This is a genomic window from Serratia sp. root2, from assembly GCF_031931805.1.
GTDB classification, from domain to species: Bacteria; Pseudomonadota; Gammaproteobacteria; order Enterobacterales; family Enterobacteriaceae; genus Serratia; species Serratia inhibens.
In genome coordinates this window covers 447,101-461,746 of sequence record NZ_JAUJXB010000002.1, presented here as the reverse complement: position 1 = coordinate 461,746, position 14,646 = coordinate 447,101, and the positions used below count along the sequence as shown (strand labels likewise).

The 14,646-nt window shown below is 55.1% G+C and carries 19 protein-coding genes; 11 read left to right on the top strand and 8 right to left on the bottom strand.

Annotation, left to right across the window (positions count from 1 at the left end; all coding sequences use genetic code 11):
* Positions 1-56: 56 nt before the first annotated feature.
* Positions 57-1,685, top strand: coding sequence for an isovaleryl-CoA dehydrogenase (locus QZQ97_RS15865; RefSeq protein WP_311994233.1), 1,629 nt, complete (start codon positions 57-59; stop codon positions 1,683-1,685).
* An 87-nt stretch (positions 1,686-1,772) separates the two neighbouring features.
* Positions 1,773-2,171, top strand: a complete 399-nt coding sequence (locus QZQ97_RS15860; RefSeq protein ID WP_013811247.1) for a DUF350 domain-containing protein — start codon at positions 1,773-1,775, stop codon at positions 2,169-2,171.
* On the opposite strand, the gene QZQ97_RS15855 is transcribed toward QZQ97_RS15860, so the two are convergent.
* Positions 2,168-2,443 carry a DUF1471 domain-containing protein gene (locus QZQ97_RS15855; RefSeq protein WP_311994232.1) on the bottom strand — a complete coding sequence of 92 codons (276 nt, stop codon included), beginning with the start codon at positions 2,441-2,443 and terminating at the stop codon, positions 2,168-2,170. The genes QZQ97_RS15860 and QZQ97_RS15855 overlap by 4 nt on opposite strands.
* A 111-nt stretch (positions 2,444-2,554) precedes the next feature.
* The gene (bsmA, locus tag QZQ97_RS15850) at positions 2,555-2,863 is read right to left on the bottom strand and encodes a biofilm peroxide resistance protein BsmA (protein ID WP_311994231.1); all 309 of its coding nucleotides are present in this window, start codon (positions 2,861-2,863) and stop codon (positions 2,555-2,557) included.
* 125 nt (positions 2,864-2,988) lie between these two features.
* On the opposite strand from bsmA, the gene yjfP reads away from it, so the two are divergent.
* On the top strand, positions 2,989-3,741 hold the full coding sequence (yjfP, locus tag QZQ97_RS15845) for an esterase (protein WP_311994230.1): 753 nt from the start codon (positions 2,989-2,991) through the stop codon (positions 3,739-3,741).
* Between the two features lie 110 nt (positions 3,742-3,851).
* Here the strand turns inward: yjfP and QZQ97_RS15840 are convergent, their stop codons facing one another.
* Entirely contained in the window at positions 3,852-4,118 is a 267-nt protein-coding gene (locus QZQ97_RS15840; RefSeq protein WP_311994229.1) for a DUF1471 domain-containing protein, read from the bottom strand.
* Positions 4,119-4,575: 457 nt separating this feature from the next.
* Between QZQ97_RS15840 and rpsF the strand changes: the two genes are divergently transcribed.
* From rpsF to QZQ97_RS15815, 5 genes are all read left to right on the top strand, one after another.
* Positions 4,576-4,974, top strand: a complete 399-nt coding sequence (rpsF, locus tag QZQ97_RS15835) for a 30S ribosomal protein S6 (RefSeq protein WP_006317459.1) — start codon at positions 4,576-4,578, stop codon at positions 4,972-4,974.
* Between the two features lie 8 nt (positions 4,975-4,982).
* Complete coding sequence (gene priB / locus QZQ97_RS15830; RefSeq protein ID WP_006317460.1) at positions 4,983-5,300, top strand: primosomal replication protein N; 318 nt, start codon at positions 4,983-4,985, stop codon at positions 5,298-5,300.
* Between the two features lie 4 nt (positions 5,301-5,304).
* Positions 5,305-5,532: a 30S ribosomal protein S18 gene (rpsR, locus tag QZQ97_RS15825; RefSeq protein WP_002210155.1), complete on the top strand. Its 228-nt coding sequence runs from the start codon at positions 5,305-5,307 to the stop codon at positions 5,530-5,532.
* Positions 5,533-5,571: 39 nt separating this feature from the next.
* Positions 5,572-6,024 (top strand): 50S ribosomal protein L9, encoded by a 453-nt coding sequence (rplI, locus tag QZQ97_RS15820; RefSeq protein ID WP_006317461.1) that lies wholly within the window; start codon positions 5,572-5,574, stop codon positions 6,022-6,024.
* A gap of 108 nt (positions 6,025-6,132) precedes the next feature.
* Positions 6,133-6,492, top strand: coding sequence for a DUF488 domain-containing protein (locus tag QZQ97_RS15815; RefSeq protein ID WP_311994228.1), 360 nt, complete (start codon positions 6,133-6,135; stop codon positions 6,490-6,492).
* On the opposite strand, the gene QZQ97_RS15810 is transcribed toward QZQ97_RS15815, so the two are convergent.
* Positions 6,489-7,157: an OapA family protein gene (locus QZQ97_RS15810; protein ID WP_311994227.1), complete on the bottom strand. Its 669-nt coding sequence runs from the start codon at positions 7,155-7,157 to the stop codon at positions 6,489-6,491. The two genes, QZQ97_RS15815 and QZQ97_RS15810, sit on opposite strands and share 4 nt — an antisense overlap.
* Positions 7,158-7,445: 288 nt before the next feature.
* Here QZQ97_RS15810 and fklB point away from each other — a divergent pair, with 288 nt between their 5' ends.
* Positions 7,446-8,066: an FKBP-type peptidyl-prolyl cis-trans isomerase gene (gene fklB / locus QZQ97_RS15805; protein ID WP_006317468.1), complete on the top strand. Its 621-nt coding sequence runs from the start codon at positions 7,446-7,448 to the stop codon at positions 8,064-8,066.
* Positions 8,067-8,112: 46 nt separating this feature from the next.
* On the opposite strand, the gene QZQ97_RS15800 is transcribed toward fklB, so the two are convergent.
* Positions 8,113-10,065 carry a bifunctional 2',3'-cyclic-nucleotide 2'-phosphodiesterase/3'-nucleotidase gene (locus QZQ97_RS15800; protein ID WP_311994226.1) on the bottom strand — a complete coding sequence of 651 codons (1,953 nt, stop codon included), beginning with the start codon at positions 10,063-10,065 and terminating at the stop codon, positions 8,113-8,115.
* A 256-nt stretch (positions 10,066-10,321) separates the two neighbouring features.
* Between QZQ97_RS15800 and cysQ the strand changes: the two genes are divergently transcribed.
* A complete protein-coding gene (cysQ, locus tag QZQ97_RS15795) occupies positions 10,322-11,062 on the top strand; it encodes a 3'(2'),5'-bisphosphate nucleotidase CysQ (RefSeq protein ID WP_311994225.1) in 741 nt (246 codons plus the stop codon).
* A 1-nt stretch (position 11,063) separates the two neighbouring features.
* On the opposite strand, the gene QZQ97_RS15790 is transcribed toward cysQ, so the two are convergent.
* On the bottom strand, positions 11,064-11,618 hold the full coding sequence (locus QZQ97_RS15790; protein WP_311994224.1) for a YtfJ family protein: 555 nt from the start codon (positions 11,616-11,618) through the stop codon (positions 11,064-11,066).
* Positions 11,619-11,943: 325 nt separating this feature from the next.
* Here QZQ97_RS15790 and QZQ97_RS15785 point away from each other — a divergent pair, with 325 nt between their 5' ends.
* Complete coding sequence (locus QZQ97_RS15785) at positions 11,944-12,150, top strand: DUF1107 domain-containing protein (protein WP_004952776.1); 207 nt, start codon at positions 11,944-11,946, stop codon at positions 12,148-12,150.
* A 138-nt stretch (positions 12,151-12,288) separates the two neighbouring features.
* On the opposite strand, the gene QZQ97_RS15780 is transcribed toward QZQ97_RS15785, so the two are convergent.
* Both QZQ97_RS15780 and msrA read right to left on the bottom strand, forming a co-directional pair.
* Complete coding sequence (locus tag QZQ97_RS15780) at positions 12,289-13,620, bottom strand: hemolysin family protein (protein ID WP_311994223.1); 1,332 nt, start codon at positions 13,618-13,620, stop codon at positions 12,289-12,291.
* 187 nt (positions 13,621-13,807) lie between these two features.
* Complete coding sequence (gene msrA, locus QZQ97_RS15775; protein WP_442995195.1) at positions 13,808-14,449, bottom strand: peptide-methionine (S)-S-oxide reductase MsrA; 642 nt, start codon at positions 14,447-14,449, stop codon at positions 13,808-13,810.
* Positions 14,450-14,646: the final 197 nt, after the last annotated feature.

Genomic DNA, 14,646 nt, shown 5'->3' with positions numbered 1-14,646 from the left:
AGAAATTTCCTTACCGACCATAATTACTCCTGACGCTTTAATCAGGGAGCAAGACGATGGTCTGGACTACGCACACCGTTTTCAATCAACCCAAGCCGCTGGGCAACAGCAATCTTTTCCTGTCCGATACGCCGCTGTGTGAGGCGATACAGCGTGAGCAGGCTGGCTGGGACGCTGACGTCCTCGCCTCGCTGGGCCAACAGTTGGGCACTCAGGAATCGCTGGAGTTGGGGCGGCTGGCCAACGCCAATCCACCGGAACTGCTGCGTTATGACGCCACCGGGCAGCGGCTGGACGACGTTCGCTTCCATCCCGCCTGGCATATTTTGATGCAGGGGCTGATTGCCAACCGGGTGCATAACCTGCCGTGGCAGGAGGATGCCCGTATCGGTGCTTTCGTGGCGCGCGCCGCTCGCTTTGTGCTGCATGCGCAGGTGGAAGCCGGCACTTTATGCCCGGTGACGATGACCTTTGGCGCCATTCCTCTGCTGCAACGCTCACTGCCTCTAGAATTTCACTCCTGGCTACCGCCGCTGCTTTCCGATCGATACGATGCACATTTGTCACCCGGCGGGCAAAAGCGCGGTTTGCTGATTGGCATGGGAATGACCGAAAAGCAGGGAGGATCCGATGTGTTGAGCAACACGACGACCGCCATCCCGTTAACGGCGCGTGGTTCTGGGGAGGCGTACCGGTTGGTGGGGCACAAATGGTTCTTCTCTGTGCCGCAGAGCGATGCGCATCTGGTGCTGGCGCAGACAGAAGGCGGGCTGTCCTGCTTCTTCCTGCCGCGTATTTTGCCTGACGGTACGCGCAATGCGATACGGCTGGAGCGGCTGAAAGATAAGCTGGGCAACCGTTCCAACGCCAGTAGTGAGGTGGAGTTCCAGGATGCCACCGCCTGGCTGTTGGGCGAGGAGGGGGATGGCGTTCGGCATATCCTTAAGATGGGGGGCCTGACGCGCTTTGACTGTGCGTTGGGCAGCCACGGCTTGATGCGGCGTGCGTTATCGGTAGCCTTGTACCACACCCTGCAGCGGCAGGCATTTGGCAAAACGCTTATCGAACAACCGATGATGCGTCAGGTCTTGGGGCGGATGGCGTTAAGGCTGGAGGGGCAGACGGCGGCGCTGATGCGCCTGGCGCGTGCTTATGACCACGCCGGCGATCCTCTTGAGCAGGCATTGTGTCGGGTGCTGACCCCGGCGGCGAAGTTTGAAGTCTGCCGGCAAGGGATCCCTTTTGTGGGCGAAGCCATGGAGGTGTTGGGTGGCCTGGGTTACTGCGAAGAGAGCGAACTGCCGCGGCTGTATCGTGAAATGCCGGTAAACAGCATCTGGGAAGGTTCCGGCAACATTATGTGCCTGGACGTGATGCGAGCCTGGGGAAGATTGCCGGCAATACAGGAAGCGCTGGAACCTGAACTTGGCGAAGTTAAAGGGCAGAATCGACATTTTGACCACCAGTGGCGGCGGCTGAGCCAACTGATGCGTAAACCCCAGGAGGAGCAGGGACGCGTAGTCACCAGCATGTTATTCAATCTGTTCGCGGCGGCGCAGCTTCTGCGCTACAGTTCACCACCGTTGGCGGAAGCCTGGTGCCAAATGACGCTCGACGCCCGTGGCGAACGGATACTGCCTGACCGGTTGTGCGATATGCTGTTTGCCCGAGCGATGGGCGGTTAGGGAAAACAGTGGCGTCGCAACAAAAAAAGCTTTTTAATTCAGCACTTGGCCCGTAAGGGATACTGACCTCTGACCAGGAAACATGACATGGATATTCTCAGCGCGTTGGCGGCATTCGCCTCTTACTTCTTCAGTGGCTTTGCCATGGTTCTGGTGTTCTTGTTTGTCTATACCCGCATTACGCCGCATGACGAATGGGCATTGATCAAGGCCGACAACCAGTCTGCCGCCTTCGGATTCGTCGGTGCCTGCCTGGGGTATGTGATCCCGTTGGCCAGCGCGGCGATCAACTCGATCAGCCTGCTGGACTACTTGCTGTGGGGCGTAGTGGCGCTGGTGGTGCAACTGTTGCTGTTCGCGGCGGTTAAAATCTACATGCCGCGCATCAGCGACAAGATTGAGTCCAATCACCTGGCCGCCGGGATTTTCCTGGGGGGCGTTTCGATCAGCGGCGGCGTGTTAAATGCGGCCTGCATGAGTTATTAAAGATAAAAAATCGCCGAGGCGCGCCAGCCGGGCTGATGCGCCTGTTCTTCCATTCGCAGAATGCGGTAATAGCTTGCTCCATGCTCATCAGCCTTGCGGGCTATGACCTGTTCGACGTCCTGCGGCGAGCCGGAAAGATTATCCAGGGTGATCTGCGCAATTTCACTGAGCGGTGTAACACGGTCGGCGGGCGCCAGTTCGGCAGACTTGGCGCTGACGTTGAGCAACCCCACGGAGAGCAGGAGGGCGGTGAGTGCGGCGGAGCGTTTCATGGCGTTCCCCTTCGTCGAACGACCGCAGGCTGCGGCAGGTTGACCGCCAGTGTGCAATATCCAACTTCAGGCTGTGCAAAGCCATTGTAAATATGGTTAAAACGCCGCAGTTTACCGATACAGGATCGCCTGCGAATACCATTGGCCAGGAACGACGGTTTCGCTGTTCATGATAATCATGTAATAGCGTGCGCCGCTGGCGTTAGCCTTCCTGTTAATCTCCGCTTCCACGTCCATCGGGCTGCCGTAAACCAGAGCGCTGGTGGTGCCTATCTTTACCAACTCAGAGGTTTGTGCCCGGGTGATCTCCTGGGCTTGGCCGGTTGGCGGCGGCGGGGCTTTGGGTGTTGTGGTCATGATACCGCAGGCGGAAAGCAATACGGCCAGCGTCAGGGGCAGCAGCAGGCGGGAAAGTCTCATGGGCACCTCGGGAAAATCGCTATCATGGCTTCAGTGTAACCCAATATAAAGTGGAACAGATTGAGCTAATGCTTTTAGCTCAAGTTTGCCATTATGAAGGCAACGGGTACGCAGAGGGAAAACGGATGATTGAAATACATGATGAACGAGTGGGCGATGTTGCGGTGATCCATGCTGTGCCGGCGGGGCAGTATCATCAGCCGCTGCCGACGGTATTTTTCTACCATGGTTATACCTCGTCGAAAGAAGTGTACGCCTACTTTGCCTATGCGTTGGCAAGGACGGGGTTTCGCGTGGTGCTGCCGGATGCCGATCTGCACGGCGAGCGCTTTGACGGTGATGAACAGAGGCGATTGGCCCGCTTTTGGGAGATTCTCAAACGCAACATTGACGAGTTACCGGCGCTCAAAACGCAGTTTGCACAGCGTGGGCTGATTGCCGACGGGCGTATTGGCGTGGCCGGCGCTTCAATGGGCGGCATGACCGCTTTGGGCAGCTTTGCGCGTTATCCGTGGATTAAAGCGGCCGCCAGCCTGATGGGGAGCGGTTATTACACCTCGTTGGCCCAGACGTTGTTTCCGCCGCTGGATGAACAGGGCAATCTGTTGACGGCTGCCGGTTTTGAAGCGCGCATCGCCGTTCTGGCGGATTACGGTCTGGAGCGTCAGTTGGAAAAGATTACCGATCGCCCCCTGCTGCTGTGGCACGGTGATACGGACGATGTGGTGCCGGCGTCGGAAAGCCTGCGGTTGGCTACCGAACTGCGCCAGAGCGGCTGGGATCGCCAACTGACGTTTATTACCGAACCGGGTGTCAAGCACCGCATTACGCCGTTGGCATTGTCCGCGACCGCAGACTTTTTCCGCCGTGTGCTGTAAAAAAGCCCCCTGAATAATAGGGGGCCAGATATTACCGTTCAGCGAGAGCGTCGCCTGTTCTCATTTGCCGCTTGTTGGCGCGGCTTCGTTCCCTGGTACTGCATTTTCGTTTAGCGATACAGCTCGGCGCTGACGTGAATGGTGCTGTTGCTGTCCGGCTCATGCAGGGCAATGATGCGGTAGGCTGTCGCACCCCGCTGGTCGGCTATTTTGCTCACCTGGCTGGTGGCGTCATCCGGCGATACCACATTCTGGTTTAGCGTGACGAACCCAATGCTCTGGCGCTGATCGGCCTCATGGGAGGTGATTTCGCTGGCGGCCATGACGTTGGCGGAAAACAGTAAAGCAATGGCGGTAGCGATGGTAATGCGTTTCATATTTGCCTCTCTTAACCGTTTGCCTCAACGGCCTGACAGCAGGTGCCAGTGCAGCAAAAAGTTATTTATATGCATTGAATAACTTCAAATCTTTTTCGTCGCGCTGTCTGCGGCGGATAAGTACAATTTTAGACCTTTCGGCGGGATTAAAAAGTGCGTGGTTTTGATGGCCTCCTTCAAAAAAAATGAATAAAATTTACGCATCGATGATGATTTCATTGAAAGATTTTTGGAACTGATGGATTTGCATACATAGGTTCTGCAGAAAGCAAATCGTGCTATTTTTGAATTAGCCTCGCATTACCGATAATAAATCCCACGCTTTCCTTGAGTTTTCCAACCTCCGCAAGTATGATTACGCGTCATTTTTTCAGCCGTACACACATACACGTTCCTTGCTTCCATGGGCCACGGTTGACCCTGACAGGAGGCTGAATAATCCGTAAGGAGCAATTCGATGCGTCATTACGAAATCGTTTTTATGGTCCACCCTGACCAAAGCGAACAGGTTCCGGGCATGATCGAGCGTTACAGTGCTACCATCACTAACGCTGCCGGTCAGATTCACCGTCTGGAAGACTGGGGCCGCCGTCAACTGGCTTACCCGATCAACAAACTGCACAAAGCTCACTACGTTCTGCTGAACGTTGAAGCTCCGCAGGAAGCGATCGATGAGCTGGAAACAAACTTCCGCTTCAACGACGCCGTTATCCGCAGCATGGTTATGCGCGTTAAGCACGCGGTAACTGAAGCATCTCCGATGGTTAAAGCGAAAGACGAACGTCGTGGCGATCGCCGCGAAGACTTCGCTAACGAAACCGCAGATGATGCAGATGCTGGGGATTCTGAAGAGTAATTGCTGCTGTGACGTCTAATCGTCTGGTTTTGTCTGGCACTGTGTGCAAGGCGCCGGTTCGAAAGGTGAGTCCTTCCGGGATCCCCCACTGCCAATTTGTGCTAGAGCACCGTTCGCAGCAGATGGAAGCCGGATTCAGCAGACAAGCATGGTGCCGAATGCCCGTGGTTGTCAGCGGACAACAGTCACAAGCACTAACTCAAAGATTAACGGTCGGCAGTCAGATAACCGTGCAAGGCTTCGTAAGCTGCCATCAAGGGCGCAACGGGCTGAACAAACTGGTTCTGCATGCCGAGCAGATTGAATTGATAGATTCTGGAGACTAGCCTAATGGCACGTTATTTCCGTCGTCGCAAGTTCTGCCGTTTCACCGCGGAAGGCGTTGTTGAGATTGATTACAAAGATATCGCAACGTTGAAAAACTACATTACCGAAAGCGGTAAAATTGTCCCGAGCCGTATCACCGGTACTCGTGCAAAATACCAGCGTCAGCTGGCTCGCTGCATCAAGCGTGCTCGCTACCTGTCCCTGCTGCCATACACTGATCGTCATCAGTAATCGGCCGCTGTCTATTAACGACTTTAAGAGGATAAGGTAATGCAAGTTATTCTGCTTGATAAAGTAGCAAACCTGGGCAGCCTGGGTGATCAGGTTAACGTTAAAGCGGGCTACGCTCGTAACTTCTTGGTTCCACAGGGCAAAGCTGTTCCTGCTACCAAGAAAAACGTAGAGTTCTTCGAAGCACGTCGTGCTGAACTGGAAGCCAAACTGGCTGACGTTCTGGCTGCTGCTGAAGCTCGCGCAACCAAGATCAACGAACTGGGTTCAGTAACCATCGCGTCTAAATCAGGCGACGAAGGCAAACTGTTCGGCTCTATCGGCACCCGCGACATCGCTGACGCAGTTACTGCGGCAGGCGTTGAAGTTGCCAAGAGCGAAGTTCGTCTGCCGAACGGCGTTCTGCGTACCACTGGTGAACATGAAGTTGAGTTCCAGGTACACAGCGACGTGTTCGCTAAGCTGAATGTAGTTGTGGTTGCAGAAGCTTAATCGTTCCTGCCAGCCAAGTTAAAACGCCAGCCTCGTGCTGGCGTTTTGCTTTTCTGCGAGTGGTAAAATGCGCTACCTTGCGATTACCCTTGGTGAGAGAGGCAGCAAATGGCAGACATTAACTTACAGCGCGTCTATGACTTTACCGGCCCGGCACCGGAGAACTGCTATTTGATTGATCGGTTGTGGCCGCGCGGGATAAGCAAGGAACGGTTGCAGGGAGTGCAGTGGCTGAAACAGGTTGCGCCGGATAATGCTCTGCGGCAGTGGTTTCATCAACACGTCGATCAGTGGGAAGAGTTTGACCGCCGCTACCGGCGGCAACTGGCGGAAAACGAAGCCTGGCGGCCCCTGGTGGCGTTATTGCGGCAAGGGCAGGCCCTGACCTTGCTGTACGGCAGTAAAGACACACAGCACAACCAGGGCGTGGTGCTGCGTGACTTCTTGTTGGCTCAACTGGCGGATTAGCGCTCGCGGCGATAACCGCCATCGGCCTGACGGCGGAACAGGGCTTGGGTATTGTCTGCAGTGGTGACCGATAGCGCGGTAATCACGCCGTTGGTATCACGCTCGATACGCACTTCCTGACCCACCTTCATATTACTGAGCGGTTTGTCGCTACCTTCTACCTGCGCCATGGCAAAGACTTCGTTCACCGGCAGGCTGTTGTCACGAAATAGCTGCGCCAGCGTTTGACCCGGCTGGATCTGGTAGCGTTGCCAATTACCTGCCGGTTCCGGTTCGGCAGCTTGCTGCTGCTGGCCGTTATCTTGCTGATCGGTCTGCAGCGGTATACCGTTGCCTTGCTGGGTGACCGGGAATGGCTGTTTCTCTGACGAATAGGGCCATAACAGCGCCAACAGCAGGATCGCGCCGAAGATAAGCGTCCAACGACGATGAAAATAGGGCAAGGGTTCCATCCAGCCGAAACTGTCCGGCAGGTGCCAAATCTTCAGCAGTAACGCTTTGATTCCCTGTCCTTTGCCGTTTACCGGCGGTTGCTCTGAATCCGGATCTTCTGTCGCCTCTGGCGCGGGGCCAGGTTTCAGGCGCTGGCTGAAGTTCAGCCAGGTGCGCAGCAACGGCTGGTAGATACGGGTGGTTTTCCTTCTCCTGGGCGAGATTCTGCCCATGGTGACCTCTCTTCAACTGCGTAAAAATGCCACAGTACAACATGGTGTACCGCCGGCCCGATTTCCTGCTTTCAGTATAGTCCGCTAACTGTTTGAAGTGAAAGGCAGCAGCTATTCAATGGTTGTCGCGGCAGGCGATATGCCTGAGATCGCGGTCGCGGGCGTTAACAGAAGGTTATTGTTTCTTTTTCTACGACAAAAGTCATCATTCTCCACACAAGATTTTACCCGGCTTTCCGGCGCTGTTATGCTGCGCTTTCGACTTTTTACAGACTAAAGGAAAACCCCATGACAACCCCTTCTTTTGACAGCGTTGAAGCGCAAGCAAGTTACGGGATTGGTTTACAGGTCGGCCAGCAGTTGCAAGAGTCCGGTCTGGAAGGTTTACAACCGGAAGCTTTGCTGGCAGGTTTGCGTGACGCGCTGGAAGGGAATGCCCCGGCGGTTCCGGTAGACGTAGTGCACCGCGCACTGCGTGAAATCCACGAGCGTGCGGATGCCGTGCGTCGTGAGCGCCAGCAGGCAATGGCCGTTGAAGGTCAGCAGTTCCTGGAAGAAAACGCCAAGCGTGACGAAGTGACGTTGACCGAATCCGGTCTGCAGTTCTCCGTGCTGGAACAGGGCAATGGCCCAATCCCGTCCCGTCAGGATCGCGTGCGCGTGCATTACACCGGTCGTCTGATTAACGGCGACGTGTTCGACAGCTCCGTAGAGCGCGGCCAGCCGGCAGAATTCCCGGTTAGCGGCGTGATCCCTGGCTGGATCGAAGCGCTGACCCTGATGCCGGTCGGCTCCAAATGGCAGTTGTATATCCCGCACGATCTGGCTTACGGCGAGCGCGGTGCAGGCGCATCCATCCCGCCATTCAGCGCGCTGGTGTTTGACGTCGAGCTGCTGGAAATTCTGTAATTCACTACGGCAGTGAACAAGGGCGCCTTTCGGCGCCCTGATTTTTTTACTTCTTCTGCAAATCGATCCGATAAACCGCAAAACCGATGCTGTCCGTGCCCTCAGCCTTCATCGGGTACTGCGCATGCGTTTTGATAAACGCAGTGGCTTTCTCACTGGGTGAGGTTTCGAAGCGGATATCCAGCGGTTGCGCACTGCTGAATGTCGCCAGGCGCCAGTTATTATCCACCTGTGGCCGTACCGCGCCGCGTTTTTTAGTCTCGGCGCCGATATACGCCGCCAGTACCGAACGGTTCTCGTCCGGCGACGCGAAGGCGATGTGCTTATCGCCGGTGCCGGCAAACTTGCCGCCGTAAGCGCGGTAGTTATTGGTGGCAACCAGGAAAGTGGCGTTCGGATCGATCGGCTTCCCCTTGAACGTCAGGTGCCTGATGCGTTCCGCCTTGTCGTTGATCAACTGGCATTCGCCGTCGTAGCGCGCCGGCTGGCTGACGTCGATCTGATAATTCACACCGTCGATGACATCGAAGTTATAGGTGCGGAAGCCATCCCAGTTAATCAGGCCTTGCGGCTTGCTGCTGGTGACGTCTATCTGATTGAACTGCCCGGCCGAACATTCCAGCCATTCCTTCACCTCTTTGCCACTGGCTTTCACTACCACCAGCGTATTGGGGTAGAGATAGAGGTCGGAAGCGTTGCGGAAGGTGAGCTGGCCTTTTTCCACTTCAACGAAGCTGGCCGGGTCGTTTTTGCGCCCGCCGACCTTGAACGGCGCTGCGGCTGACAGCACCGGCAGGTCCGCCAGATCCGGATCGCCTTGAATGTAGTGCTCAACATAGGCCTTCTGCGCATTGTTGACGATCTGCACTGTCGGATCGTCCTGTACCAGCGCCAGGTAGCTGTACATGTTGTCGTCCGACTTGCCGACCGGCTGGCTGACGAAGTCTCGCGTACCTTTATGATCGTCTGCCAGCACCTTCACCAGCGCAGCGTCTTCCGCCGCCAGCGATTGCTTGTGCTCCTTGTCGTAGATTGGCCGCGCTTCCGCTTTGGCGGAGGCCACTTTCCAACTGCCGGAGTCGTTGCTCAACTGCAGATCGACCACGCCGAGGTGATCGCCCCATTGGCCCGGCATGACCGCCGGTACGCCATTCAACAGGCCTTTTTCAATATCTGCGCCTTTGATAGCGGCGAAGTCCTTGCTCGGGAATACCGCGTGGGCATGGCCGAACATGATGGCGTCAATGCCCGGCACCTGGCTGAGGTAGTACACCGAATTCTCCGCCATGGCCTTATAGGGTTCGCTGGAAAGGCCGGAGTGCGGGATTGCCACCACCAGGTCGGCGCCCTGTTTGCGCATTTCAGGCACGTAGCGTTTGGCGGTTTCGGTAATATCGTTAACCGTCACTTTGCCCTGCAGATTGGCTTTATCCCACACCAGAATTTGCGGGGGAACGAAGCCGATATAGCCGATGCGTAAAGTATGTTCCTTGCCGTCACGGTCTTTTACCTGGGTATCGACGATAATGTAAGGCGTGAATAGCGGTTTTTGAGTTTTAGCGTCGATCACGTTGGCGTTGATATACGGGAATTTTGCGCCGGCAATGGCGTTTTTCAGGTAGTCCAGGCCGTAATTGAATTCATGGTTGCCGATATTGCCGACCACGTAATTCAGCGTATTCATCGCTTTGTATACCGGGTGTACGTCGCCGGATTTCAGCCCCTTGGCGGCCATATAGTCGCCCAGCGGGCTGCCCTGAATAATATCGCCGTTGTCCACCAGCACCGCATTGGTGGCCTGCTGGCGAGCCTGTTTAATCAGGCTTGCGGTACGCACCAGGCCGAATTTATCGGTTGGTTTATCCTTGTAGTAATCGAAGTCCATCATGTTGCTGTGCAGGTCGGTGGTTTCCAGTACGCGCAGGTCGACCGTTGCCGCCTGCGTCGAGGCGCAAACCAGCATAGCCAGGGCGGACAACGTCAGCGGACGCTTCATCATTTTGGGCTTTCTCCATTCCATTTTTCGAGTTTTATCGCAGAGGGACATGTAATTAACATTGGTTGTCTCACCAAACTGTGAAGTGTGGCAGAAAATTGACCGAGATTACGCAGGAAATGTCACAGTTGTGACGACAAAGACTCGAGTAAATACCGATGGTTAAACCGTTGTGATGGATATTCCATGCAAAAAAAACTAGGCTGCTAGCAATGAGGAAGGGGAAATTACCCACGGAACTGCATATCTGAGGTGAATGATGTTAGAGCAAATTTGCCAATTGTCCCGCGAAGCGGGAGCGGCAATCATGGCGGTGTATGATGGTGAACAACCGCTTGATGTGGCGCAGAAAAAAGATGATTCACCGGTGACGGCGGCCGATCTGGCGGCGCATCATATTATCAAACGCGGGTTGGCGGCGTTAACGCCGGACGTGCCGCTGCTGTCGGAGGAAGATCCGCCGGCCTGGGAGGTGCGTCAGAACTGGACGCGTTATTGGCTGGTCGATCCGTTGGATGGCACCAAGGAATTCCTCAATCGCAACGGCGAGTTTACGGTGAATATCGCGCTGATTGAAGACGGCCAGGCGGTAATGGGCGTGGTTTATGCCCCGGCGATCGACGTGTTGTACCTGGCCGAGCGCGGTAAAGCCTGGAAAGAAGAGAAGGGGCAGCGCCAGACGATTGGTGTCAGCAATGCCCATCCGCCGCTGGTGGTGGTGAGCCGCTCCCACAGCGATGAAGAATTGAAGGATTACCTGAACCAACTGGGCGAGCATCAGACCATTTCTGTCGGCTCATCGCTGAAGTTCTGTCTGGTGGCGGAAGGCAAGGCGCAGCTCTATCCGCGTTTCGGGCCGACCAATATCTGGGACACCGCTGCCGGCCATGCCGTCGCGGTGGCAGCCGGGGCGCAGATCCACGACTGGCAGGGCCAGCCGTTGCTCTATACGCCACGTGAGTCCTTCCTCAACCCCGGCTTCCGGGTTTCGCTGTTCTGAATCAGTTCAGGAGCTGGTGCAGTTGGGTCATGACCTGCTGCACCTCTTCCGGCGTCAAAGCGCCGTCTTTGGCGAATTGGATCTTGCCCTGTTTATCCAGTACCACAATGGCCGACCCTTTCGGCTGCAGATCCCAGGCTTTGCGAACGTTACCGTTGCTGTCGACGACAAATTGCGACCACGGAAACTCTTTCTTGCTGTCCTCAATGCTGTTGCGAACAAACATCGCGGTACCGAGCAGGGCATCGTCGGTATTGACGATTGTCGTCGTTTGGTAACGTTCGTGCGGTAACTTGGCTTTTTTAATCGCTTCTATCAATGGGTCGTTCATGTCCTTGGCGGAGCTGCGGCCGGCAATATGCTGGATCACTCGCACTTTCCCGCTGAGCTGCGCGCTATTCCAGTTTTTATAGCTAAACTTATCATTAGCGTAATTTAACTCTCCTTTATCGCTGACGCCGACCGGCGCGACGCGCTGCTGGAGCTGGAAATTGTGTGCGGAGGCCAAAAGGGGAGCAAACAGCAGGGATGCAATGAGCATGCTACTTTTTTTCATGCCTTCTCCTTGGAAGGGGACGGTGCCGACAGCACCCAACAGCCTAAAGCATAGGTTGTGATCGGAGGTCTGTCCTGTTAGCCGGATCGCAGTTTTTCCTTCTGAGCGCTAATACCTTTATTTTGAAGGGATATACTGAAAAAGTTATATATTATCATATACAATTCTGTCAAAAAGTGTAAATCCAGTGAAGATGACCAGGCGGAAGTGAACGATATGGTCTTTACTAGGTCTACTACATGGCAATCAAGTTGCGTTCTTACTTTAGAGGCTGCCACCTTGGCGGCTCGCTGAGCGCATGGACCAAACGGAGGAGAGTAAAAGAATGAGAATCTTCCAGCGTTATAACCCATTGAAAGTGGCGAAGTACGTAAAGACCCTGTTTCGTGGCCGGCTGTATATCAAAGATGTAGGCGCGTTCGAGTTCGACGAAGGGAAAATCCTGATACCGAAAATTCGTGACAGGCGCCACTTCAGTGTGATGTCAGAGGTGAATCGGCAGGTGTTGTTGCTGCAATCAGAGATGGGTTAATGCGCTATACCCGCCTTATTTCAAGCCGCAGCGTGGTTATCTGCAATTTGAAATTTATAGGGTAAAATTTTGTGCACCTGCAAAAAGCTCCAATAATCGCGGCCCCGATGGGGCCGCTGACGTTTTTGCCGGCAAGCGTCAGGCTGGGGAGTTGTCCCCCGGCGCTTTTGGCAGCACTGCCGCAGGTTTGTCGCTCAATCGGGTCACCAGCAACTGATCAATCTTGTAGCTGTCGATGTCCACGACTTCAAATTTATAGCCGGCGTACTTGACGAAGTCGGTGCGTTTCGGGATCTTGCGCAGCATGTACATCATAAAGCCGCCAATGGTTTCGTAGTTACCCGCCTGCGGGAACTCGTCAATGTGCAGCACGCGCATGACATCTTCGATCGGCGTGCCGCCCTCAATCAGCCACGAGCTTTCGTCACGCGCCACGATCTGCTCTTCCTGGCCCTGGCCCACCAGATCGCCCATCAGCGTGGTCATTACGTCATTCAGCGTAATGATGCCTACCACCAACGCATACTCATTAAGAATAACGGCAAAGTCCTCGCCGGCGGTTTTAAAGCTTTCCAGCGCTTCGGACAACGTCAGGGTATCAGGTACGATCAGCGCGGCACGGATCTGTACACCGCTGCTCAGCACCAGGCTCTGGTTGCCCAGCACGCGGTTCAGCAGGTCTTTGGAGTCGACGTAGCCAACCACCTGATCGATATTGCCGTCGCACACCAGGAACTTGGAGTGCGGGTGGGTCGAGACTTTCTCGATGATGCTTTCTTCGCTCTCGCGCAGATCGAAGTAAACCACGCTTTCACGCGAGGTCATCGAAGAGGGCACGGTGCGTGATTCCAGCTCGAACACGTTTTCGATCAGCTCATGTTCCTGTTTACGCAGCACGCCCGCCAGCGCGCCGGCCTCCACCACCGCATAAATGTCGTCGGAGGTGATGTCGTCTTTACGCACCATCGGTAGCTTGAACAAGCGGAAGATCAGGTTTGCCATGCCATTGAAGAACCATACCAGCGGCCGGAACAGCATGATTGAGAAACGCATCGGGTTGATGATCCGGACGGCGAACGTCTCTGGTGCAATCATACCGATGCGCTTCGGGGTCAAATCCGCGAACAGAATAAACAGGCTGGTCACCAACACGAAGGAACAGATGAAGCTGACCTGCTCCGCCAGTTCAGGTGACAAAAAGCGGTCGAACAGCAGTTTGAAAGTAGGAGAAAAAGCGGCATCGCCAACGATACCGCCGAGAATGGCCACGGCGTTCAGGCCAATTTGCACTACGGTAAAATACAGGCCTGGCGTTTCCTGCAGTTTGAGCACTTTGGCGGCATTGACGTTACCTTCGTCAGCCATCATTTTCAGTTTAATCTTGCGTGATGCGGCCAGAGATATTTCCGACAGTGAGAAAAACGCACTCACGGCGATCAGAAAAAGAATCAGTAAAATACTGTTTAACATAATCTATCCATACGTGCCGACGGGATGACGGCGCTCTTGAGGAAGGGTAGTACATTGTAAAAAAAGAATTGTAGGGGGTCGCATACCGCGCCCGCCAGAGCTTTATCAAAAAGCAGGGCCGCAAATGCGACCCCGCACAGTATAGCAGTAGCCCCACAGGGGCCGCCAGCGGTTAAAAAATAGTAGGTTAGCCCTGCGGCGGCAGACAAACGCCGATCCCGCCCAGGCCGCAATAGCCCTCGGGATTTTTATACAGATATTGCTGATGGTCGTCTTCGGCATAGTAGAACGGTAGTGCCGGCGTCACTTCTGTGGTGATGGCGCGTTTGTCACCGGCTTCATCCATCGCCTGCTGGAAACGTTGCCGACTACTTTCGGCTTCGGTCTGCTGTTCCGGCGTCAGCGTGTAAATCGCCGAACGGTACTGGGTGCCGACGTCGCCGCCCTGACGCATGCCCTGTGCCGGGTCGTGGTTTTCCCAAAAAACCTGCAGCAGTTGTTTATAGCTGACGATTTTTGGGTCGAACACGACGCGCACCACTTCGGTGTGGCCGGTCTGGCCGCTGCACACTTCGCGGTAGGTCGGGTTTGGCGTGTAGCCGCCGCTGTAGCCAGCGGCGGTGCTGTAGACGCCCGGTTGTTGCCAGAACAGGCGCTCCACACCCCAGAAACAACCCATGGCGAAGATCGCTACTTCCATGCCGTCCGGGACGTGGGTCATCGAATGATCGGTGACCACATTGAGCGTCGCAACCGGCATCGGCGTCGTGCGGCCAGGCAGTGCGTTCGCCTTGTCGACGGTTTGGGTTTTATCAAAAAATGGCACCACGGTTGACTCCTGTTGTCACAGTAAGAATTGGCCCAAGACGCAGCGGTTCGGTTGTATCTAACCGAAACTTTGCCCACAATAAGCTGCATATTGAGATTAAGTGTCAGCTTAACGCAGTATTTTGAGCGCCAAAAGCGAAGAATGCGCCTGTTTACGGCGACAGTAAAACGGTAACACGCGGCGTCTGGAATAACGCT